The organism is Thermococcus henrietii (assembly GCF_900198835.1).
Lineage (GTDB): Archaea > Methanobacteriota_B > Thermococci > Thermococcales > Thermococcaceae > Thermococcus > Thermococcus henrietii.
In genome coordinates this window covers 847208-867414 of sequence record NZ_LT900021.1, presented here as the reverse complement: position 1 = coordinate 867414, position 20207 = coordinate 847208, and the positions used below count along the sequence as shown (strand labels likewise).

The window sequence follows — 20207 nt, the reverse complement described above, 5'->3', positions numbered from 1 at the left end:
ATTTCATCGGTTATTCCAATAAAAACCTTCGTGGTTCAACCCTTTAAGCTACCCAGGGACCGAGCACTTCAAAACTTCCCTTGGTCTCCTCACGAAGGGTTCTGTTTTCGTTGAGGTATATAACGTACCGGACCCACGTGAAGGTACCACCAAGCGGGTTGCCGTCCCGGTCTACCCTAACGATTGCCCTGATTAGGTTTTTGGTCTCAACGGGAGTGCCGTTCTCAATCGTCCCAATGGCGTAGCTCTCGGTCCACGAGTAGGTAACGTTGAACTCGTACTCCCCCTTTGCCGCGCGAACAGGACCGCTGACGTTTCCATTTCTGAACAGCCAGGCAATGAAGTTCATGACGTTCCACTCAACACCGTGGCTTCTCGTGGCGAGGTCCCAGTTTATTTCGTAGAACTTGCCTCCCGGGACTGCAGAGAGAACGTAGACGCCGTTTCTCCCCCTGCTCCTCCACACAGCGGTCTTGTTATCGTAGTTGATGCACGCAAGAATCGTGGTGTTAGTGCTCCCCGAAAGCTCGGCCCTCCAGCAGAAGGACGTCGTGTTCCCAATGTGGCTCAGGACGCTTCCCACCGTCGGAGCGGAACCGTTCCCACCGGCGTTGCTAACCCAGAAGACCAGAACCGAAACGAGAAGGATGAGCACTACAACTTCACCTACGTACCGCTTCATGGTTCCCCCAATATGTATTACCACAACATCATAAAAACTTTGCCCCAAAATAAAATTCAAAGGGACTCGAACTTCTGGAGGAAAATCTTCAAGTCCGTTCTAAAGGGCTCCTCGGCGCGCTGGAACTCCTCGTTTAAAAGCTGGAGAAAGTTCTTCTCATCGGTTGCCTCGTTCCAGAGCTCCCTGACGAGATTCTCCAGCCTCTCCCAGTACTCCACGTAAGGACGGGCTTCAAAAAGGGCCCGTTCAAGCCGTTCCGCGTTCACCGCCATCCCCTCCTGGTGAGGTAGTACCAGAACCTTTGCCTGTCCTCTTCCTCCCCCAGGATGAGGAAGTAGCGAAGGATGGAGAGGTTTACGAGGAGAAGTAGTATCAGCATTATGTTGTAAGCGGGGACGGTCGCGCTCAGGAAGGCAAAGTAGTCCCATGTAAAGTGGAGGAATATCGCGAGGGCGTAGAATGGGGCGAGGGAGTAAACTTTGCCCTCAGCCTTCAGACCGTAGCCAACGCCGATTATGGCCGTCCAGGTGCCGTGAGCGAAGGGCGTCAGGAAAGCCCTCGTCAGCGTTACCGCGACGCCCCAGCCGAGGCCGTAGAGGAAGTTCTCTGTGGCGGCAAAGCCGAGACCGGCGGCGACTCCGTAGACGAGGCCGTCCATTATGCCGTCCATCTGACCGGCCTTGTAGGGGAACCTGACCGCGAGGGCCTTGGCCGGCTCCTCGACGAAACCTGCAACGAGGGCAACGTAGAAGGCCGTCGTTGGTAGAAGGGGCTTAATCATGCCGCCTATTGTAAGGATGCTCTCGAGAACGTACGCTATGCCCACTGAGAGCGTTGCACCTAAAAGGAACGTAGCTATGACGTAGCGCTTCGGTTCTGGCTCGTACTTATCCTTGTGATAGAAGTACCACAGTATCGCGAGTGCCGGAGCGTAGGCAAAGAACAAGAGCGCCGTCAGCACGTTCATCGCTATCACCCATAAAGGTAACCGCCAGGGGGTTTAAACTTTTCGTCACAGCTGCGAGAGGGCCTCCCGAAGCCAAGACAGTCTGCCGAAGTCGAGGAGTTCGTCCCCAACGGGGACCAGAACGCGAAAGTCCTCGGGGTAAAACCGGAGGAACGGGGATACAATCTCCCTGAGAACGTCGTTGCCGTAGGCCCAGGGACTGAACGCGGGCAGGACGAGGAGTCTCTCACCGAGGAGAAAGGCCGGAACCTTAACGATGGCCCCAACCTCATCCCTGAGCCTTATCGCCGGGTGCTCGTGGCCGATTATGAAGCGCTCGCCTTCAACGACCTTGTGACCGTGAACGAGCTTCCACCTTCCGAGTTCAAGTTCATCAACGACCTCAACGCCGAGCTCCCTCAGCCAGAGCGTCCCAACGTCGTGGTTTCCCCTGACGAGAACGACCTCATCAACGAGCGGCCCTATCTCCTCGAAAAACGCCCTGAGCTCCGCCCTCTCACGCCACTCCGGGATGAAGGAGTGCTTCAGGTCACCGTTTATGATTAGCCTCTTCGGCCTTTCGCGCTCTATCAGGCCTTTTAAATCCCCTACAATTTCGTGGAAAACCCTGGGGAGGTAGAACCCCTCCCTGGCCATCGCTATCTCGTAGCCGAGGTGCAGGTCAGCTATGATGAGGTTCCTCCCAAGGAGCAGGGCCTTCTCCGTAAGGGGCTCTGGTTTCATGGTTCTTGGTTCGTTTGAAGGCTTTTAAACTTTGTTAGGAGAACCGAAAAGGTTTTAAGTCCGTTCACTAAGGTGGCAATGGTGAGTAAAAATGGCCTACATTGGGTTTGCAAGGAGCCCCTATGGACCCGCGAAGACCTACGAATTAATCCTCGAAGAACTCAAGAAAAGGGGCTTCGGCGTTGAGTTCTCAAAGCACCACTGGATGGGTGATGTCCCCTTCGGGCTCGTCATTGCGGAAGCCGATAAAGGGAAAATAGCGGTCAGATGGAACCTTGGGCGAGAATTCAGCATCAAAATCGAAGAGGTAAGCGACGAGGACTGGGACGAGTTTGTGGAGGATACCCTGGAGTACCTCAGCGGCGATTGATGTAATGAATTCCAGTCTGGTTTATCATCATTTTCACCGCCCCAAGGTTCAGGAGCATGTAGTTCTTGTCCATCGGAGGCGCTATGTAGCCGATGTAGGAGCCGTTCACGAACTTCCAGCTTCCTATTTCCTGAAAGTACACCTCGTTGCCGTTTGAGGAGCTCCTGCTCGTCCAAACGACTATTGAGAGCGTATCAAGCTTCTGAGTGAAGTTAACGGCGAGATAACCGTAGGTTAGACCTCCCGTGCAGTTGCTCGAGTTCCCTCCGAGACCAAGGGCTTTGAGCGTGCCGGAATCTATCTCATAAATCGTTAAAACGCCTGTGGGGGTGAAGTTGTAAACGTACGCAACGGAGCAGTCTCCGATGAGCCTGTCATCAACGATGAACTGCCAGCTTCCATTCGGTGGGGAAGTTCCAAGGTAAACGGCACTCACGTTGGGGGGAGTTGGCTGTATGCCCCCCATGAGGTCCTTCCACCAAGGACCGATGGAGAGGGCTATGATAACGATAAACGCCACGAGGGACACAATCGTGACCCTGCTCTTGAAGGGGCTCTTCATGGGCATCCTCCAAAGGTAGTTGGAGGACATCCTAAAAATATTTTATCGTTCTGGATGTTTTCCCTTTTTGACGTTCTCAATCACATCGAGCAGGCTCCAAAGGTCCCTTATGACGTGAAGGTGCGGAATCAAGGCCAGTTTTTCTCGATTTTTCTCGATGAATCTGGCGGTAAACGGAAAGTAGTACCACACGAACTCCGTGTTCTCGTCGCCCCTGCCGATGAAGCGCCAGGGCTTGTCGTCCACCCAGATGAAGGTCTCGTTCCCGTATTTCTCCCGAACGAGCTGAAAGGCCTCGTCGAGCGTCATCTTCCTACCAAAGACGATAACGTCGTCGAAGAGGTCGTAGATGCCGGCCATCTTCAGCCGTTTGACCTTCATGCCGTCTATGAAGTCCTCTGCCGAGAAGGAGATGACCGTGTGGTCCTCTTCCTTGAGCTTTTTAAGTAGCTCAGGGGCGTCGTCTATGGGCCGACTAAGCTTCGCCCTCTCGATGAACCACGTCTCGAAGAACTTCGTCCGGAGGAAGAACGGCGGTTTGTGGGTCTTTTTATGACCCCCAAGGCTCGGCCTCTCGAACTGGAGCTCGATTTTGGTCAACAGCTTCGCCCACAGCGCCTTCCCCGGGAGCCAGCGGTAGCGCTTCTCAAGGGCTCTTTTGAAGGCCTCCTCTATGCAGGAGTAGCTGTCCACGAGCGTTCCGTCGAAGTCGAAGCCGATTATCATACCCCTCCCCCACGAAGTTCTCGGACCGGCTTTAAGGCTTTCGATGTACATGGCTGTACTAATGTATGGGAGCACAAGGCATATAATCTCAGGGGAGTACTTCAAACGACCGTCTTAACCTTTCGAGGTGGTTGCCATGGGAAAGCACTACCTTCCCAACCTCGCCCAGAAGGATGAAATGCTGAAGGAAATCGGCTTCAGCTCAATCGAAGAGCTCTTCTCGGACGTCCCCGAGGGAATGGTGAAGGAGTTCAACCTCCCGGAGGGAAAGAGCGAGTACGAGGTCTTCCTTGAGCTCAACGAGGTCCTCTCAAAGAACAAAACCGTCCTCGAGATGCCGAGCTTCCTCGGAGCTGGAACTTACTTCCACTACGTCCCGGCTCATGTTAAGTACCTCATCGAGAGGAGCGAGTTCCTCACCGCTTACACCCCCTACCAGCCCGAGATAAGCCAGGGGATGCTCCAGGCTCTCTTTGAGTACCAGAGTATGATGGCCGAGCTCTACGGCCTGCCGGTCGTCAACTCCTCGATGTACGACTGGGGAACTGCCATAGCGGAAGCCGCTTTGATGACCGTCAGACTCCACAGGGGCAAGAGGAAGCGCTTCGTGATTCCGAAGGCGATAAGCCCGGAGAAGAAGGCCGTCATCGAGACCTACACGCGCGGTGCGAACCTTGAGATAGTCGAGGTTCCCTGGGACGAGAGCGGTAAGCTCGACATCGAGAAGCTAAAGGAGGCCGTTGAAAATTCGGCTGGTGTTTACGTCGAGATGGCCAACTTCTTCGGTCTCGTTGAGGAGAACGTGAGGGAGATAGGCGAGATAGCCAAGGAAGCCGGAGCCTACTTCGTCGTTGGGGCTGACCCCACGATGCTCGGAATCTTTGAGGCGCCGGGCGAGCTTGGAGCTGATATAGCGGTCGGCGAGGCTTCATACCTCGGCAATCCCATGAACTTCGGCGGGCCGAGGGCCGGGATTTTCGCGGTGAGGGACGACAAGAAGATAATCCGCCAGATGCCGGGCAGGATAATCGGAATGACGAAAGATGCTGATGGAAAGAGGGCTTTCGTCATGACGCTCCAGACGAGGGAACAGCACATCAGACGCGCTAAAGCTACGTCGAACATCTGCTCCAATGAAGCACTCGTTGCCGTTGCTTCCGCCATACACCTGGCCAGCCTCGGACCGAAGGGCCTGAAGGAGCTCGGCGAGGTCATACTCAAGAACACCGCCTACTTAAAGAGGAGGCTGAGCGAGGTTGCCGAGATTCCCTTTGAGGGCATCTACTTCAAGGACGTGCCGGCTCGCTTCGAAAGGCCGTACAGCGAGATACACGAGGCCCTTCTCGCGAGGGGAATACACGGCGGCTACTACATCGGGGAGCACTTCCCCGAGCTTGGCGAAACCGCGCTCTTCTCGGCAACTGAAACGACGAGAAAGGAATGGGTAGATGCCCTAATCGAGGCCCTCAAGGAGGTGGCCTGAATGTTCCGCCAGGCTAAGTGGGACGAACCCCTCATCTTCGAGCTTTCGAGAGAGGGGAGGGTCGGCTATACGTTGCCGAAGCCGATTGAGGATTTGGAGGTTAAAATCCCGGAGAAGCTCAAAAGGAAGAGCACTCTCAACCTTCCCGAGCTGAGCGAGCCGGAGATAGTGAAGCACTACACGCGTTTGAGCGAGATGAACTACGGCGTCGATTCCGGCATCTATCCCCTCGGCTCATGCACCATGAAGTACAACCCCAAGATAAACGAGGAGATAGCCGGTCACCCCGGGGTTGCCTACGTCCACCCGTATCAGGACGAGAGAACCGTCCAGGGCGCGCTTAGGATAATGTGGGAGCTGGAGCAGTGGCTCAAAGAGATAACCGGCATGGACCGCTTTACTCTACAGCCCGCCGCGGGGGCGAACGGTGAATTCACCGGCGTTTCCATAATCCGTGCCTATCACTTAGACAACGGCGAACCCCAGAGGGACGAGATGCTGGTGGCCGATTCCGCCCACGGAACGAATCCGGCCAGTGCGGCGATGGCCGGCTTCAAGGTCATCGAGATTCCCTCAACGGAAGAGGGGACGATGGACTTGGAGGCCCTTGAGAACGCCGTGGGCGAAAGGACAGCGGGATTAATGCTTACCAACCCCAACACCCTCGGCATCTTCGAGGACGAGATACTCGAGATAGCGAAGATAGTCCACAAAGCCGGTGGCCTGCTCTACTACGATGGTGCCAACTTAAACGCCGTCCTCGGAAAGGTTAGACCAGGCGACATGGGCTTCGACGTCGTTCACCTCAACCTGCACAAGACGTTCTCAACACCGCACGGCGGAGGGGGGCCTGGAAGCGGACCAGTTGGAGTTAAAGACTTCCTCAAGGACTACCTACCCGTTCCACTGGTGAGCTACGACGAGGAGAACGACCGCTACTACCTCGACTACAACGTGCCCAAGAGCATAGGGAAGGTGAAGGAGCTCTACGGCAACTTCGCGGTCATGGTGAGGGCCCTGGTTTACCTCAAGGTCATGGGCAGGGACGGGCTGAAGAACGCAAGCGAGATGGCCGTTCTCAACGCCAACTACCTGACAAGGAAGCTTTTGGGAACAAGGGGCTACGAGTTGCCCGGCAAGACACTGAGGAAACACGAGACCGTCTTTTCAGCCGAACCTATGAAGAAGGAAACCGGTGTTACCGCGATGGACGTGGCGAAGAGGTTGCTCGACTTTGGACTGCACGCGCCTACCGTCTACTTCCCGCTGATTGTGCACGAGGCGCTTATGATTGAGCCGACCGAGACGGTCAGCAGGGAGGAGCTCGATGCCTACGTCGAGGCCCTGAAGAGGATAAGCGAGGAGGCCTACAGCAACCCGGAGGTCGTCAAGGGCGCTCCCCACAACACCGCCGTGAGGCGCGTTGATGACGTCTTGGCTGCCAAGAAGCCAGTTCTCAGCTGGAGGATGTACCTTGAGCTGAAGGAGAAGGGCCAGGTGGATTACTGAACTGCCCTTTTCTACCCATTTTTGCCCAGAAAGGTTTTTAAAGTTAAAGGGAAAATATGTAATAGAAAACTTACACATGGGTGATTCATATGACAGTTGGGGTTGGACGCCTTGAAACCACCAGATATGATGTGGGGTTTGATGAATACGTGGTCCCAGTGAGGGGCTTTCTGCTTCAGAGGGGCAAGCTAACCGGAATATACGTGAAGGACGGAATAATCCCGGTCACGGAAGAGCTCCCAAAAGAGGTCCACAAGGCCGTAGTGAAGGGGCGCGTGAAGAAGGAGATAACCGTAAGGGAGATACGCTACGGAGAGGAAGACGTCATTGAGGTTCTCCTCGAGGCGGACTACCAGAGCTGGACAGTCTTCACGACTAGCTGAAGGTCGTACAACGCTGAAATTCCACCCAAAGTTTACTTCACAACAGTTACACTCGCAGCAAGGACACGCCTGAACGACTTATTGGGGGCGTGCTCTTCTTCTAAAATCACTACAAACACTGACAAGGTGTCAAGTCTAAAGTTAAATCCCACGAGAACGGGCAATTGGATAAAAGCTCTTAGAAACATAGTCGTCAATCAAAGAGAAAATCTCCAAATATAAACGGAGCTACAAACTTTAATGAAACCTGGTTATTTGCAACAGCCTTTAAGAAAGGCTGGCGAAAAGAGCACCCTTCTATCCAATGAGCAAGAAGTCAATCGTGCACTGGCCGAGTGCAAGTTTAGACAGGATTTAAAACCAAAACAAGGCTTTTCAAGCAGTTCCAATTTGTTATTAGCGTCCGGAGGACACCGTTTAAAGAAGTAACATCCAAAGAAGCAAGTAGATAAAACCCACTCAAAATGAACACTTCAGAAGATGCACCCACTCTTCCGCCAGCGCTTTCGTCAGAAAGGGCTGTACTGGTGGGCCCGCGGGGCTTCGAACCCCGGACCTCCGCCTCGTGAGGGCGGCGTCATAACCAGACTAGACCACGGGCCCGCCCGAAGTATGGGAGATGGGCAAAAATATAAAGTTTTCGCTAGGTTTCTTTCAAAATATCCTCGGGCGCACCCGCGAACTCGACCAAGTACTCAGCCTCAACGATGTGAAGCCTTCCGGGCACGATTAGGACGTGGGGTTGCCTTCCAAAGTCCTCGTTAATCATGTTCTTAACGTAGCCGGCCCTTATCGTCGGGTTCAGCGAGCCGGCCCTTGCCAGAACCACGACGAGGGTTTCGGGTGTGAAGACTCCTTCTTTCTTCATCTCCTCCACCTGTAAGAGTATCTCCATCGCCTCGTTCGCCGTCATATAGCGATTCCGCTCGGCCTTTATGTCGAGGAAGAGGAGCGTGTGCAGACCGCGCTCCCGGTTTTCCCTGATTACGTCGTAGTGGCTCGTCGGGAACCAGTTCTTCTCAGGATAGGCAACGGTGGCGCTCTTTCCGAACTTGTAAATCTGGAGTCCGGTTACGGCCACCGCGGAGTAGATGCTCGGGGCGTGAATCACGTAGCTCTCAACGCCGGCTTTCTTCGCCCGGATTCTCAGGTCAGAGTGCGTCGTCGCCACCATCGGGTCTCCCGCGGTAAGAAACGCGACGTCCTTCTCCTTCGCCTCCGGAAGGACGATTTTCTCGAAGTTCAGCTCCACGTCCTCCCTGCTCAGCCTGACTATCGGCTTACCTATGAGCTCTTCCACTTTGTCTATCGTCGTTCCCGCGAGGAGCGATGTGTAGAACTCCGCAAAGACCTTATCGCACTTTCTGGCTGTTTCGAGGCCCTTGAGCGTTATGTCCTTCTCATCGTAGAGTCCAAGGCCTATAAAGTAGAGCGCCATTCTCACCACCGCTAACGGATTGACCTAAAACTTTTAAGTTTTGGGAAAACTACTTAAAGGTTTTTGGCGAACCTAACCCGGTGAGGGCCGTGCAGGTCAGCAAGAGGGAGGAGGAGTACCTAGAGGCTATGTACATTCTCCACAAGAACAAGGGTGTAATCAGGGTTAAGGACATAGCCAAGATAATGAACGTCAAACCTCCGAGCGTCGTTGATGCCCTCAAAAAGCTCGCCGAGAAGGGTCTCGTCGAGTACGAGAAGTACGACAGGATTCTCCTGACCGATGAGGGTAGGAGGATAGCCGAGGAAACTTACTCAAAGCACGTCTTCCTCACGAAGTTCTTCGTTGACATTCTCGGAATCCCGCCAGAGATAGCGGAGCACGACGCCTGCCAGTTCGAGCACTACGTCAGCGAGGTAACCGTCAAGAGAATGAAGGAGTTTGCGAAGTTCATTCAGGAGCAGTGCCCGTACGTCCTCAAGCAGTTTTTAAAAGAAAAGTTGGAGGAGTGAACTCTTCTTTCACACTTTGCTCACAAGACACCTGCAAGGTAGGCGAAGTAAGCCACGAAGATTACCGCCAGCGCGTACATTATTGGGTGTACTTCCTTCCAGCGCCCGCTGAAGACCTTGAGGACGACGTAGCTTATGAATCCGAGTCCTATGCCTATTGATATTGAGTACGTAAACGGTATCGCCATGAGCACGAGGAAAGCCGGCAGTGCCTCGGTGGCGTCGCTGAAGTCCACGTTCTTGATGGCGCTTATCATGTAGTAGCCGACTATGACGAGGGCAGGAGCGGTTGCAAAGCTCGGTATGGCCTGGGCGAGCGGAGCGATGAAGAGGCCGATGCCCAGAAAGAGCAGGCCGGTGACGAGTGAAGTCATGCCCGTCCTTCCGCCCTCCTCTATTCCCGCGGCGCTCTCAATGTACGTGGTAACCGTTGAGGTGCCGAGAACCGCACCGAGCGTTGTTCCTATGGCATCGGTGAGGAGGACCTTCTCAACGTCCGGGATTTTACCGTCCTTGGTCAGGTAGCCAGCCTTTGCACTGAGTCCCGTAACGGTTCCTATGGTGTCGAAGAAGTCCACCATGAAGAACGCGAAGACGACGCCGATTGCACCGACGTTTAACAGACCCCTGAAGTCGAGTTTCATGAACGTGTAGCTCACCGTTGGAGCCGAGAAGAGGTGGTGTGGCCACGGCGCCGCCCCGGTAATCCATCCTAAAATGCTCGTCGTCAGTATAGAGATTAGCAGGGCACCCTTAATGCGCATCGCTATGAGCACTCCCGTGAGGAAGAGACCGAAGAAGAACAGCACCCCAGCCTTGGTTGCAAGGGCCGCGTAGTGCATCCCCGTGAAATCGAGAACCCCATTGTGAGTCGCGGCGGTTATGAGGCCCACATCGTTAAGGCCTATGAACGTAAGGAAGAGGCCAATTCCAGCACCAACCGCGTACTTCTGGCTCATTGGGATGGCGTGTATGATGGCGCTTCTGACCTTCGTCAGAGTGAGTATTATAAAGATGATGCCCTCAACGAAAACGGCCGCAAGGGCCACCCGCCAGTCGTAGCCCATTCCCTTGACGACGCTGTACGTAAAGTAACCGTTCAGCCCCATTCCAGGAGCAAGGGCGAATGGCTTCTTGGCATAGAGGGCCATTATAATCGTTGTTATACCCGCTGAGAGAGCCGTAACCGTGACGAGGGAATCGAAGGCCCCCTTACCCATGGCAACGCTGAGTATCTGAGGATTCACAAAGAGTATGTACGCCATCGTCATGAACGTTGTTATTCCAGCGAGAACCTCGGTCTTCATGTTGGTTCCGTACCTGTCAAACTCGAAGTACCTCTCGAACCACTCCATGACCTTCCCCCCAAGATTTGACATAGAAACGGCGATAAAACGGACTTATAAAACTTTTTTTGACATAAATCTGTTATAATGTGAGGAGGGAGAAGGACCTTACGAGGAGGCCCACTCGCAGAGGAACGCGGTTTGGCTCAAAGGGCAAGTCCGGCAGTGGGCGCTCCGCTATGATTGTATGACCCTCAACGTCAAGGTAAAGCCTCATCCTCCCCGGAAGGAGTTCGTAACCGGTAACAGTGGCATCCTCACCCTCCGTTATCAACACACTTTCAGGCCTGAAGAACACCTTAACTTTTCCATCAACACCAACAGAGAACTCAAGGTTTCCAAGCCTCGCCACGCCGTTCTCGGCTTCGAGCTCAAGGATGTTGCTCGTTCCGAGGAAGCGCGCCACGAACTCCGTCCTGGGTTTGTAGTAGAGCTCAAGGGGCTCACCTACCTGCTCGATTCTTCCGACGTTCATAACCGCTATCCTATCGCTAACCGCCATCGCCTCCTCCTGGTCGTGGGTGACGTAGACCGTCGTTATTCCGAGCTCGCGCTGAATCCGCCTTATCTCGGAGCGGAGGCGCTCCCTTATCTTCGCGTCGAGGTTGCTGAGGGGCTCGTCCAGAAGCAGAACTTCCGGCTCAATCACCAGGGCCCTCGCGAGGGCAACGCGCTGTTGCTGTCCGCCGCTCAACTGCTCAGGATAGCGGTTTTCGAGGCCGGAGAGGCCAACGAGTTCGAGGGCCCACCGAACCCGTCTCTCTATCTCTCCCCTCGGGAGCTTCCTCATCTCCAGTCCGAAGGCGATGTTCTTGAAGACCGTCATGTGGGGAAAGAGCGCGTAGTCCTGAAAGACTATGCCGATGTTCCTCTCGTTGGGCTCGAGGTCCGTAACGTCGTTACCGTCAAAGAGAACCCTCCCTGAGTCTGGCTTTTCAAGGCCCGCTATAATCCTCAGCGTCGTCGTTTTCCCACAGCCACTCGGGCCGAGCAACGTCAGGAACTCGCCATCCTTCACGGAGAGGTCAACGCGAAGCTCAAAGCCGTCCCAGCGCTTGCTTACGTTCCTGAGCTCAACGTTCACCATACCTCCTCACCGACCTTTTCTATTATTAGGAATCCTATTGCCGACACTACCATCAGGATGACCGAGAGGGCAGAGGCGCTCCCGAAGTGCCTCGCGCCAAGGAACTTGTAAACGGCGAGGCTCATCGTGGTGTACTCCGGCGGGGCGAGCATGTAAGTCGCTCCCAGCTCGGCTATGCTCATCGCGAAGGCGAAGATTGCCCCGACGATGAGGCTTCCAAGGGCCAGTGGCAGTTCCACCCTCAGGAAGGCCTTCCACTCGTTGGCTCCGAGCGTCAAGGCGGCCTCGCGCAGGTTCCGCCTTATCTTGGCAAGTCCTGTTGATAGGGAGCGGAAGACGAAGGGGTAGGCTATGATGGAGTGGGCTATCGCCACAATCCAGAAGGTGTAGTAGAGGGGCGTTGACTGGAAGACCATTATGTAGCCGAGCGCGACCGTTACGGGGGAGCTCGCAAGGGGTAGCATGACGAGAACGTCGAGAACGCGCTTTCCCCGGAAGTCCCAGCGGTTCAGCAGGTAAGCGAGCGGAAGCGCGACGAGAATCGAGATTACAACGGTAGTGAAACCGAAGAGGAGGGAGTTCTTTATCGCACCGAGGGTCGAGACGCCGAACATCGGGTTGTACTCCGGCGAGAAGACCCTGCGGTAGTTCTCAAGGCTTAGGTGACCGTTGAAGAGAAGGGAGTCGTAAACTATTGCCAGCAGGGGGGCGACGATAAAGACGAACACGAGGGCGGAATAAAGGATTATACCCAGCCCCTTGAGACTGAGTAAGTCCCCCGGCCCGAGCTTCTGGGGCCTCTGAAGGACCCTCTGCTCCTCCCTTTTCGAGTAGGCGTCGAGGGAACGGAGGTAGAGGTACATGAAGAGGGCGCTCAGCGTTATCTGAATCACCGCCAGAGCGGAGCCGGTCCGGAAGTCAAGGAGGGTCATGACGGTCGAGAAGATGTCCACCTCCATGGTCACGTACCGGTAGCCACCGAGGATTAGAGGGAGTGAGAAGCTCAGGAAGCAGAAGACAAAGGTGAGCATTGCGGAGGCAAAGATTGCGGGCGAAATTAGGGGTAGGGTTACCTTCCAGAAAAGCTTGAAGCCCCGCGCTCCGAGCGTCCTGGCCATCTCCTCGTAGTGGGGATTAACGCGTTGCCAGAGCGACGAGACCATCCTAACCACTATCGGGAAGTTGTAAAAGGCGTGGGCGAGGAGTATGGCCTTCCATGTATAGATTATCCCCGGGTCGCGTCCGATTAGGTGGGCTATGAAGCCGTCCTTTCCGAAGAGCAGGATGAAGCCAAGGGCAACCATTATTCCGGGCATCACGAAAGGAACTGTCAGAATGGCCTTGATTACCCTCTTGCCCGGAAAGTCGTACTTGGCGAATATGTACGCCCCGGGGAGGCCAATGATGAGCGTAAGAGCGGTCGAGGCGAGCGCCTGGCCGATTGTAAAGCGTATAACCCAGCGGTGGTAGGAGTTGCCGAGGACTGCCGAGAGGAACTTCAGCGTCGGGCCGTTATCCCAGAGGCCCAGCTTTAGAATATGCACCATAGGCAGGTAGAAGAAGACCAGCAGGAACGCCAGCGGGATGACAAGGACAACGTAACCGGCCTTGAACCTCATGGCCAAAACTCAGTTTTGCCTGTTTATAAGTCTTGATTGGGCAAGTTTGTTAAATCCAGTGTGATATCTATCACCGGTGATACCATGAAGGCCTCCGAGCTGGGAATCAAAATCGGCGTTTACGAACACGGGAAGAGGAACTCGATAGCGGATTTAGGAGTTAAGGTCGGCCACGCGACGCTCATCGAAGGGGAGGAGGTGAGAACCGGTGTGACTGTTCTTCTGCCACCGGTCAAAAACCCATACAAAGATAGGCTCTTTGCCTCGACTTTCGTCATGAACGGCTTCTCCAAGCCGATAGGCTTCGTTCAGGTTGACGAGCTCGGCTACATCGAGACGCCGATAGCGTTAACCAACACGCTGAGCGTCTACACGGTCGCGAGCACGGTTGTGAAGCACATGATTGAGCTGAATCCCGATTTGAAGAGCGTTTCCCCGGTCGTCATGGAGTGCAACGACTCCTACCTCAACAACATCAGGAAGATGGCCGTTAAGGAGGAGCACTACTTCGAGGCCGTCAGAAACGCCTCGCTAGACTTCGAGGAAGGGGCAGTTGGAGCGGGAACCGGAATGAGCGCTTTCGAGTTCAAGGGTGGAATAGGCTCGTCTTCCAGGGTGGTTGAGGTAGGCGGCGAGAGCTATACGGTCGCCTCGCTCGTCCTTGCGAACTTCGGAAAACGGGAGGACCTGACCATAGCTGGAGTTCCGGTCGGCCTCGAGCTGAAGGACTATCCGGGGAGGGGAACGGTGGGAAAGGGTAGCATCTCGATGATCGTTGCAACGGACGCCCCCCTGACGGCGAGGCAGCTGAGAAGGCTCGCGAAGAGGGCAGTTGTTGGCCTCGCGAGAACCGGTGGCTACGCCTACCACGGCAGTGGCGACGTCGTCTTAGCTTTCTCGACCGCTCAGACCGTTCCCTTCGACAAGGAGCCACACCCGATAAGCTTCCTGCCAGACAACGCCCTCAGCAGGCTCTTCAAGGCAACGGCGGAGGCGACGGAAGAGGCGATAATCAACGCCCTTCTGCAGGCGAAAACCGTCGAGGGCAACGGCCACGTGAGGTACGCTCTGCCGGTCGAGAAACTGCTCGAGATAATGGAAAGGTACGGGAGGCTTTCCCATTAAATCTCCTCTATTTGTGGGATTATTTCTTCTGGGGTTCCTTGTAGTGTCACTTTCCCCGCGGCGATGACGATGACTTCATCAGCAAACCCCACCAAAGGACGCCACACATGCGAAACCGCAACAATATTAAGACCCCCCTCCTTAAGCTCCCCCAAAACCCCCGCAACCTCACGAATACCCCTGAAATCCAGATTCGCAAGAGGCTCATCAAGCAGAACCAGCTCAGGTCCCCCAAGAAACGCCTGCGCCAGAGAAAGCCTCTTCCTCATTCCAGCTGAGTATTCACCTATCCTCCTGTCCAAGAACTCCTTCACGGAAAAGAGCTCCGCCACCTCATCCACGTTGTCGCTCCCCCTGAACCGGACAACGTACTCAAGCCACTCCCTCCCAGTCCTGTGCCTTGGCAACGCCGGCGGGTCGAACGAAACCCCAAGCCTACCCTTAACGCGCCGGTTACTCCACGGAGACTCACCAAGCACCTCAATCCTCCCAGAACTCGGCCTATAAAGGCCCGCGCACAGGTTCAAGAAGGTACTCTTCCCACCCCCATTCGGACCCAAGATAAGGGTGAAGCCCCTCCCAATCTCCACACTCACGCCCTCCAAAGCAACCAGCTTTCCGAAACGCTTCGTAAGGTTCTCAGCAACTATCATCTCCTTCCCCCCTTCAACAACAAAACTGCGAGAAGTATCGCCGAGGTTCCACCCACGAAGTACTTTATCTCAAGGATTCCCCTCGAAGAGTACTTCGACGTCATCCTGTAGGCAAGAATCACCGGAGCAACCTCACTCTTAACCCAGACAAAGTAAAAACCCGCGTGCCTTATCCTCAGATACCCATTAAGCTGCCCGTTGGGGTGCTCATTCAGGAGAAACCTCCCCTCCTCCGGGTCGTAGAGGGCAACCGAGTAGTTGGTGCCCTTCCCGGCATTGGTCGTCACACGGAGTATTCCAGCAGAAGGCAGAATGAAGCCGTGCTCCCTACCGGCAACTCCCGACGTCGGCGTTTTCAGAGCCCTCTCCTGAAGGGGAAACGAAAGGAGAGTAAAAAGAAAAATCGCAAGAAGGAACGCCCTTGCAAGCCTCATGCAACATCCCTCCACTCACTGATAATGAGAGCGAGAGAAATGGCCACGAGCGGAAGGAACAGACCCGCGTAAAACGTTCTGTTGAAGAAGGTGCTAACCCTTTCGCCCGGCTCACCGAAGAGAAAATAGGCCTTTATAAGCGCACTGTTGAGAACATCCGGCGGAAGAAACCCCCAGCCCAAAACACCGGGAACGTACATAACCGCAATCCCCCCAAGGATGGAAGCAAACGTCGTGGGGCAGAGAAGAGCTATAAGCGACGAGACGGAGGAGACGTAAAACGTTGCCTCAAACCAGTAGAGCAGGTGAAGGAGAAAGTAGCGCTGACCAAAGAGACCCCGCACAATCATCCTCGGACTGTCACCATAAGCGTAGAGGTACGCAAAGAACGCGGCTGAGAAAGCTGAGATGAAGAGCACTATGAAAACGGCGAGGAACTTGGCGAGAACACCCTCGTAGTTCCTCATAGGAAGTGAGTACACGCTTCGCGCCACACCAGTGTCCCGGTCATACCTCATGAGGAAGGACGCAAGAATGACCCCAGTAAAGGAGAACACGACAAAGGCCTCCTTTGAAAGTCCAGGAAACAGCGTCGCAAGGGTTTTAGCCCCGTAGTAATCAACGGTAGCCCGATTGAGACCCATCGGCATGAACGCAGTGTTGATTTTAAAGAGCTCCGTGTAGAACGTTACTGCAAGCAAGATAAAGCTGAATATGAAGATTAAGGAGACGTAGGGGTCTTCGAGCTCCCACACCAGCTGTTTCCTCACAGTTTTCATCCAATCACCTCCGCTTGAGGACAATGGAGACAACCGCGACTACCCCGGCGAGGGCGAGCACCTTTGGAAGGACCGAATCCCCGCGCGCGGAACCCGCTTCCGCCCCCCAGGAGGACGTCTCCGTTCTGCCCTGAGAACCAGGAACCAAAGTCGCAGTCATTACCGACGTAGAGGTTGAAACATTCCCAGCCCTCTCCACAATAGGTTCAAGGGTTATTGAGACGTTTTTAACATCACCATCCTCAAGATAAACCACCGCAGTACCGTTCTCATAACCTTTCAACGATGCCCTGACAAGATACTTGCCCGGGAACAAGACAACCCTACACGGGCTCTCACACGTCCTGTTCCCGACGGTAACGGAGGCCCCGGTCGGTTTCGTCGTGATGAAAAGCACGGGCAAGTGCTTTAAGGTCACGGTGAGGGTTTTACTCTCGTTAGGTGCGAGAACTACGTTAACACTCTTCGGTACGTAACCAGCCGCTGTAACGTTAATCACATACTCCCCTGGTGGGAGTTCAACACTATCGTTTTCAACGAACCTTCCATTCACGAAGACGGAAGCATTCTCAGGACTCACGTTAAAAGTAAGCCTCGCCGGCAGGGGCTTCAGAGTAAGGTTGAGCCTTCCCGTTCCAGGGACTGAAAAGCTCTCAACGGCACCGCTACCGTTGGCAAACGCGGTAATCGTGTATTTGCCCCAGGGAAGGTAGAGCGATGCGGGGCTCGTTCCCTCCACCCTGAGGGAGCCGTTCGTGATTACGAACCTGGCGCCCTCGGGTTTCGTGGTGATGGTGAGTTTGTAAAGCTCAACGGGCTCCTCCGTGACTTGTATAAGGTCCACCGCGGGTTTGAGGTTGTAGTGGATGGAGTACCTCTCGTGGGGGGCGAGTTTAATGACGGCGGTTAAGAGAGTGTGGTTGATTCCAACGCTGAGATTGTAAGTGTCAATTTTCGGAATGTGCTTAATCGTTATAACATCGCCTTCCTCACTCACACCCCTCACGTTGTAAACGTCTCGAGGAATAACCGGGAGAATTAACTTGAAAGGCACAACCATCGAGGAGGCACTGACGTTGAACACGTACCCCTGAACGTACTTTAAGTCTGATGAGACGCTGACTTCAGAAAGAGGCGTTATAAAGCTCGCATTCTTGAGCGCCAGCCCACTAGTTCCGAAGGACCCGATAATCTCGTAGAAGATGTACTCTAATTTTCCACTTATATCCTCCCTAGTACCCCGAAGATAACAGGGTATCACCGTGCCGTTGATTTCAAGCTTTGCAACATCATCCCAAACATCCTCAAGGGTCAGGGGGAGGGGTTTGTCAGTGTAATAGAATGGGCTCCAACTTCCTCCACATCCGCCTATTAACCCGAGGCTCGGCGTGCCGTTGAGTTTTGGGTAGTTCTTCCATTGGTCGTAAGTTACTTTAACGCCAAGGATTGTGGTGTTCCCGTTAACGAGTTTGCTTGCCTCTGTATCATGGAATTCAATAATTATGTGTTTGGATGAGTTGAGGAACACTCTCGCTTCAAGCTCGACTTTCCCCTCTGCCAGCACCGTGTAGTTGCCGGCCGGAAGGATGAGCGTCACTGGAGTTTGGAAGACTCCAACCCCGGGAATGCTAACCTTCTCCACACTACCAGTGACGGTCAAAACACCATAATTTGGAGTTTGGTTGCTGGCCGTGACGCCGGGAAGGACTCCAAGGATGAGGAGGCTGATAAGCAACAACCTCTTCACCTTCTCCACCCCCATAATGCTGATGCTGTGAGAAGGAGGAGCCCGAGTATCAAGTAGTACTTCAACACCGTGTCAGGCGCTTTCCCGGTCTCCTCTCTCGGGAATTTAACGTTCGTCTTGTAAAGAACAAACCCATACGGCCAGAACTCGCGAGAAGTATCGAGCTTTTTATTTATTTCAGCTGAATGGTAATTGAATACATCGGCGGACATTATCCCGAGGGCATAAAGCTCGGGCCAGAAACCAGAAAGGGTGGTTCCAATGGCAATTCCAGTGTCAAAATCATAGGTGATATCCATGTTCAGAGATGTTGAGAGGTAGCCACATTTAGAATATCGAAATGGTGAAGACGTTGATGCAACTCGTATTAGTGGGGGATAAAACTTTCTAACGAATGTGTTGACAGATTTTTTATCATCAAATGAGACATTACGAACATAGATATCATTGCATAAAATCCCATATCTTCTAAAGAGGGAGGACCTGAAAAGTAGTGTCTTCTTACCGGGAAGTTCGTATGGGACTACAAAGAAAGAAGGAGGGCCAAGTTTAGTCCCATTGATATAATAGTAGCCACTTGTAATGTTAAGTAGAAGGGTCCCCTCAAAGGTAAGTCTTGAAAGGGTACAGCCCAAATGAGGGGAAACGTTCTCCACAACAAGCACTACCTCAACCACAGCAGAGGTATTGGTAACGTTAGTTATCCTGAAAGTTAAAAACATTGGACCATACACCTCCAACGGCCAGAGACAGGATGTGTAGTTACCACCATCAATCTCCCTCGTGAAGTTAAGGCATCCCTTGGAATTAGAAGATTGCAGGGCCTCAATGAGTGCGTTCCAGTTCCTCCTTGGAAGTTCCGAGGGAATATATGCAAAACTGTTGGAGTACCCTCTGTACATTTCCTTCCCCGGAAAGATGGCGTAAGTCACGTACGTTCCGTTCTTGAACCATGAGGGTGGAGTGAACGCACTAACCGAAGGGGACAGAAGGAGAAAAATTATGGGGATAATCTTAATGACTTTCACTTCCTCACCTCCCTAAACCTTAGAACTCCAGCGATTGCGAGCAGGAGAAGCCCAAGAACAAGATAATACTTCAACACGGTATCAGGAGCTCTCCCAGTCTCCTCCTTCGGGAATTTAATGTTCGTTTTATAAAGAACAAATCCGTACGGCCAGAACTCCTTTGAGAAGTCAATTTTATCGTTCAGCTCAGCGGAATAATGGTTGAAGTCATTTCCCCCTACCATGCCAAGAGCATATAGTTCTGGGTATGGGAAACTCATACCAACTGCTATCCCAGTACCTAGGTCGTATATTGAATCGATACAGATGGACATACTCAGATAGCCTTCTTTCTGGTGGAGTATTAACTGTCTATTTGATTTCACTTTTATAAGTGGAGGATAGAAAGTTTTAACGAATGTATGGACAAGTCTGTTTTTCGTGAATGATACGTTTCTAACGGTTAAGTCTCCCCCTATTATAAAGCCGTACTTCCTTAGGATTGAAGCCCTGTAGAGCTCATCCCCTCCTGAAGGGAGACTGTAAGGGAGGACAAAGAAGGAAGGCCTGCCTATCCTAGTACCATTAACGTAGTAGTAACCATCAGTGAGGTTCAGGAACAGTGCTCCATGGAGGGTCAGGGTGGGGATAAAACAGTAGGGGGTAAGACTGGCGTTTGCCATTCTTAGCGTTACGATAATTGTGGCAGTGGAGTTAGTAACGTTGGTAATGTTGAATGTCACAAAAACGGGGCCATAAATGGTTAAACCCGTGAGATAGTGGGTATAATTTGGATTCTTAATCTCGGGTATAATCTTTTGGCATGCTTTGGAGCTGTTTTCAAGCGCAGTAATAAGGGCATTCAGGTTCTCCTGAGAAAATTTTCCAGGGAGATAAAAAATGATATTAGGGTATCCCTTGTACCTTCCTCTTCCAGGCAGTATTGCGTAAGTCACGTACGTTCCGTTCTTGAACCAGGATGGCGGGGTGAAAGCACTAACTGTAGAGGACAGGAGGAGAAAAATGAAGAGAAAAGAAAGGGCTCTGGTCTTCAC

Annotated in this window: 22 protein-coding genes and 1 tRNA gene; 6 read left to right on the top strand and 17 right to left on the bottom strand. The window is 53.4% G+C overall.

All coding sequences use genetic code 11. The annotated features are described in order from the left end of the window. Window positions 1-43 precede the first annotated feature (43 nt). Genes CS910_RS04825 through CS910_RS04810 form a run of 4 tightly spaced genes read right to left on the bottom strand, consistent with a single transcriptional unit; the run spans window position 44 to window position 2372 of the window. A complete protein-coding gene (locus tag CS910_RS04825) occupies window positions 44-682 on the bottom strand; it encodes a hypothetical protein (protein ID WP_099209979.1) in 639 nt (212 codons plus the stop codon). A gap of 56 nt (window positions 683-738) precedes the next feature. Then, window positions 739-954 carry a hypothetical protein gene (locus CS910_RS04820; protein ID WP_099209978.1) on the bottom strand — a complete coding sequence of 72 codons (216 nt, stop codon included), beginning with the start codon at window positions 952-954 and terminating at the stop codon, window positions 739-741. Next, a complete protein-coding gene (locus CS910_RS04815; protein ID WP_099209977.1) occupies window positions 945-1649 on the bottom strand; it encodes a PrsW family intramembrane metalloprotease in 705 nt (234 codons plus the stop codon). The genes CS910_RS04820 and CS910_RS04815 overlap by 10 nt, the downstream gene beginning before the upstream one ends. Window positions 1650-1694: 45 nt before the next feature. Further along, the gene (locus CS910_RS04810) at window positions 1695-2372 is read right to left on the bottom strand and encodes a metallophosphoesterase (RefSeq protein WP_099209976.1); all 678 of its coding nucleotides are present in this window, start codon (window positions 2370-2372) and stop codon (window positions 1695-1697) included. A 91-nt stretch (window positions 2373-2463) separates the two neighbouring features. Here CS910_RS04810 and CS910_RS04805 point away from each other — a divergent pair, with 91 nt between their 5' ends. Next, window positions 2464-2742 carry a hypothetical protein gene (locus CS910_RS04805; RefSeq protein ID WP_099209975.1) on the top strand — a complete coding sequence of 93 codons (279 nt, stop codon included), beginning with the start codon at window positions 2464-2466 and terminating at the stop codon, window positions 2740-2742. Here the strand turns inward: CS910_RS04805 and CS910_RS04800 are convergent. Continuing rightward, window positions 2729-3310 carry a hypothetical protein gene (locus CS910_RS04800; RefSeq protein WP_145955360.1) on the bottom strand — a complete coding sequence of 194 codons (582 nt, stop codon included), beginning with the start codon at window positions 3308-3310 and terminating at the stop codon, window positions 2729-2731. The two genes, CS910_RS04805 and CS910_RS04800, sit on opposite strands and share 14 nt — an antisense overlap. A 36-nt stretch (window positions 3311-3346) precedes the next feature. Then, on the bottom strand, window positions 3347-4030 hold the full coding sequence (locus CS910_RS04795; protein WP_099209973.1) for an HAD family hydrolase: 684 nt from the start codon (window positions 4028-4030) through the stop codon (window positions 3347-3349). 136 nt (window positions 4031-4166) lie between these two features. On the opposite strand from CS910_RS04795, the gene gcvPA reads away from it, so the two are divergent. The 3 genes from gcvPA to CS910_RS04780 all read left to right on the top strand — a co-directional run bounded on the left by gcvPA (window position 4167) and on the right by CS910_RS04780 (window position 7405). Next, window positions 4167-5513, top strand: coding sequence for an aminomethyl-transferring glycine dehydrogenase subunit GcvPA (gcvPA, locus tag CS910_RS04790; protein ID WP_099209972.1), 1347 nt, complete (start codon window positions 4167-4169; stop codon window positions 5511-5513). Then, window positions 5514-7022: an aminomethyl-transferring glycine dehydrogenase subunit GcvPB gene (gcvPB, locus tag CS910_RS04785; RefSeq protein WP_099209971.1), complete on the top strand. Its 1509-nt coding sequence runs from the start codon at window positions 5514-5516 to the stop codon at window positions 7020-7022. 89 nt (window positions 7023-7111) lie between these two features. Further along, window positions 7112-7405, top strand: a complete 294-nt coding sequence (locus tag CS910_RS04780) for a hypothetical protein (protein WP_099209970.1) — start codon at window positions 7112-7114, stop codon at window positions 7403-7405. A gap of 525 nt (window positions 7406-7930) precedes the next feature. Here CS910_RS04780 and CS910_RS04775 read toward each other — a convergent pair. Both CS910_RS04775 and dph5 read right to left on the bottom strand, forming a co-directional pair. Further along, window positions 7931-8008: transfer RNA gene (locus CS910_RS04775), tRNA-Val, on the bottom strand. Between the two features lie 40 nt (window positions 8009-8048). Then, window positions 8049-8843 carry a diphthine synthase gene (dph5, locus tag CS910_RS04770; protein WP_099209969.1) on the bottom strand — a complete coding sequence of 265 codons (795 nt, stop codon included), beginning with the start codon at window positions 8841-8843 and terminating at the stop codon, window positions 8049-8051. 89 nt (window positions 8844-8932) lie between these two features. Between dph5 and CS910_RS04765 the strand changes: the two genes are divergently transcribed. Beyond that, window positions 8933-9355, top strand: coding sequence for a metal-dependent transcriptional regulator (locus tag CS910_RS04765; protein WP_099209968.1), 423 nt, complete (start codon window positions 8933-8935; stop codon window positions 9353-9355). A gap of 20 nt (window positions 9356-9375) precedes the next feature. Here the strand turns inward: CS910_RS04765 and CS910_RS04760 are convergent, their stop codons facing one another. The 3 genes from CS910_RS04760 to CS910_RS04750 form a co-directional block, all read right to left on the bottom strand. Next, window positions 9376-10710, bottom strand: a complete 1335-nt coding sequence (locus CS910_RS04760) for an NCS2 family permease (RefSeq protein WP_099209967.1) — start codon at window positions 10708-10710, stop codon at window positions 9376-9378. 73 nt (window positions 10711-10783) lie between these two features. Then, the gene (locus CS910_RS04755; protein WP_099209966.1) at window positions 10784-11788 is read right to left on the bottom strand and encodes an ABC transporter ATP-binding protein; all 1005 of its coding nucleotides are present in this window, start codon (window positions 11786-11788) and stop codon (window positions 10784-10786) included. Then, entirely contained in the window at window positions 11782-13407 is a 1626-nt protein-coding gene (locus tag CS910_RS04750; RefSeq protein ID WP_099209965.1) for an ABC transporter permease, read from the bottom strand. Before CS910_RS04750 ends, CS910_RS04755 begins: the two co-directional genes overlap by 7 nt. 84 nt (window positions 13408-13491) lie before the next feature. Between CS910_RS04750 and CS910_RS04745 the strand changes: the two genes are divergently transcribed. Beyond that, window positions 13492-14532, top strand: a complete 1041-nt coding sequence (locus tag CS910_RS04745; protein WP_099209964.1) for a DmpA family aminopeptidase — start codon at window positions 13492-13494, stop codon at window positions 14530-14532. Here CS910_RS04745 and CS910_RS04740 read toward each other — a convergent pair. Genes CS910_RS04740 through CS910_RS04715 form a run of 6 tightly spaced genes read right to left on the bottom strand, consistent with a single transcriptional unit; the run spans window position 14529 to window position 20207 of the window. Continuing rightward, a complete protein-coding gene (locus CS910_RS04740; protein ID WP_099209963.1) occupies window positions 14529-15185 on the bottom strand; it encodes an ABC transporter ATP-binding protein in 657 nt (218 codons plus the stop codon). The genes CS910_RS04745 and CS910_RS04740 overlap by 4 nt on opposite strands. Then, window positions 15182-15619: a hypothetical protein gene (locus tag CS910_RS04735; protein ID WP_099209962.1), complete on the bottom strand. Its 438-nt coding sequence runs from the start codon at window positions 15617-15619 to the stop codon at window positions 15182-15184. The genes CS910_RS04740 and CS910_RS04735 overlap by 4 nt, the downstream gene beginning before the upstream one ends. Beyond that, a complete protein-coding gene (locus CS910_RS04730) occupies window positions 15616-16398 on the bottom strand; it encodes an ABC transporter permease (RefSeq protein WP_099209961.1) in 783 nt (260 codons plus the stop codon). Before CS910_RS04730 ends, CS910_RS04735 begins: the two co-directional genes overlap by 4 nt. 4 nt (window positions 16399-16402) lie before the next feature. Next, window positions 16403-18154: a PEGA domain-containing protein gene (locus CS910_RS04725; RefSeq protein ID WP_158523800.1), complete on the bottom strand. Its 1752-nt coding sequence runs from the start codon at window positions 18152-18154 to the stop codon at window positions 16403-16405. Then, window positions 18142-19173, bottom strand: a complete 1032-nt coding sequence (locus CS910_RS04720; protein WP_099209959.1) for a hypothetical protein — start codon at window positions 19171-19173, stop codon at window positions 18142-18144. The genes CS910_RS04725 and CS910_RS04720 overlap by 13 nt, the downstream gene beginning before the upstream one ends. Next, the gene (locus CS910_RS04715) at window positions 19170-20207 is read right to left on the bottom strand and encodes a hypothetical protein (protein WP_099209958.1); all 1038 of its coding nucleotides are present in this window, start codon (window positions 20205-20207) and stop codon (window positions 19170-19172) included. Before CS910_RS04715 ends, CS910_RS04720 begins: the two co-directional genes overlap by 4 nt.

Coding starts and splice junctions, on each gene's coding strand:
- gcvPB (WP_099209971.1), top strand. CDS start 5,514: ATGTTCCGCCAGGCTAAGTGGGACGAACCCCTCATCTTCGAGCTTTCG.
- CS910_RS04805 (WP_099209975.1), top strand. CDS start 2,464: ATGGCCTACATTGGGTTTGCAAGGAGCCCCTATGGACCCGCGAAGACC.
- CS910_RS04810 (WP_099209976.1), bottom strand. CDS start 2,372: ATGAAACCAGAGCCCCTTACGGAGAAGGCCCTGCTCCTTGGGAGGAAC.
- CS910_RS04750 (WP_099209965.1), bottom strand. CDS start 13,407: ATGAGGTTCAAGGCCGGTTACGTTGTCCTTGTCATCCCGCTGGCGTTC.
- CS910_RS04730 (WP_099209961.1), bottom strand. CDS start 16,398: ATGAAAACTGTGAGGAAACAGCTGGTGTGGGAGCTCGAAGACCCCTAC.
- CS910_RS04820 (WP_099209978.1), bottom strand. CDS start 954: ATGGCGGTGAACGCGGAACGGCTTGAACGGGCCCTTTTTGAAGCCCGT.
- CS910_RS04815 (WP_099209977.1), bottom strand. CDS start 1,649: ATGAACGTGCTGACGGCGCTCTTGTTCTTTGCCTACGCTCCGGCACTC.
- CS910_RS04780 (WP_099209970.1), top strand. CDS start 7,112: ATGACAGTTGGGGTTGGACGCCTTGAAACCACCAGATATGATGTGGGG.
- gcvPA (WP_099209972.1), top strand. CDS start 4,167: ATGGGAAAGCACTACCTTCCCAACCTCGCCCAGAAGGATGAAATGCTG.
- CS910_RS04740 (WP_099209963.1), bottom strand. CDS start 15,185: ATGATAGTTGCTGAGAACCTTACGAAGCGTTTCGGAAAGCTGGTTGCT.
- CS910_RS04795 (WP_099209973.1), bottom strand. CDS start 4,030: ATGATAATCGGCTTCGACTTCGACGGAACGCTCGTGGACAGCTACTCC.
- CS910_RS04735 (WP_099209962.1), bottom strand. CDS start 15,619: ATGAGGCTTGCAAGGGCGTTCCTTCTTGCGATTTTTCTTTTTACTCTC.
- CS910_RS04760 (WP_099209967.1), bottom strand. CDS start 10,710: ATGGAGTGGTTCGAGAGGTACTTCGAGTTTGACAGGTACGGAACCAAC.
- CS910_RS04745 (WP_099209964.1), top strand. CDS start 13,492: ATGAAGGCCTCCGAGCTGGGAATCAAAATCGGCGTTTACGAACACGGG.
- CS910_RS04755 (WP_099209966.1), bottom strand. CDS start 11,788: ATGGTGAACGTTGAGCTCAGGAACGTAAGCAAGCGCTGGGACGGCTTT.
- CS910_RS04800 (WP_145955360.1), bottom strand. CDS start 3,310: ATGCCCATGAAGAGCCCCTTCAAGAGCAGGGTCACGATTGTGTCCCTC.
- dph5 (WP_099209969.1), bottom strand. CDS start 8,843: ATGGCGCTCTACTTTATAGGCCTTGGACTCTACGATGAGAAGGACATA.
- CS910_RS04825 (WP_099209979.1), bottom strand. CDS start 682: ATGAAGCGGTACGTAGGTGAAGTTGTAGTGCTCATCCTTCTCGTTTCG.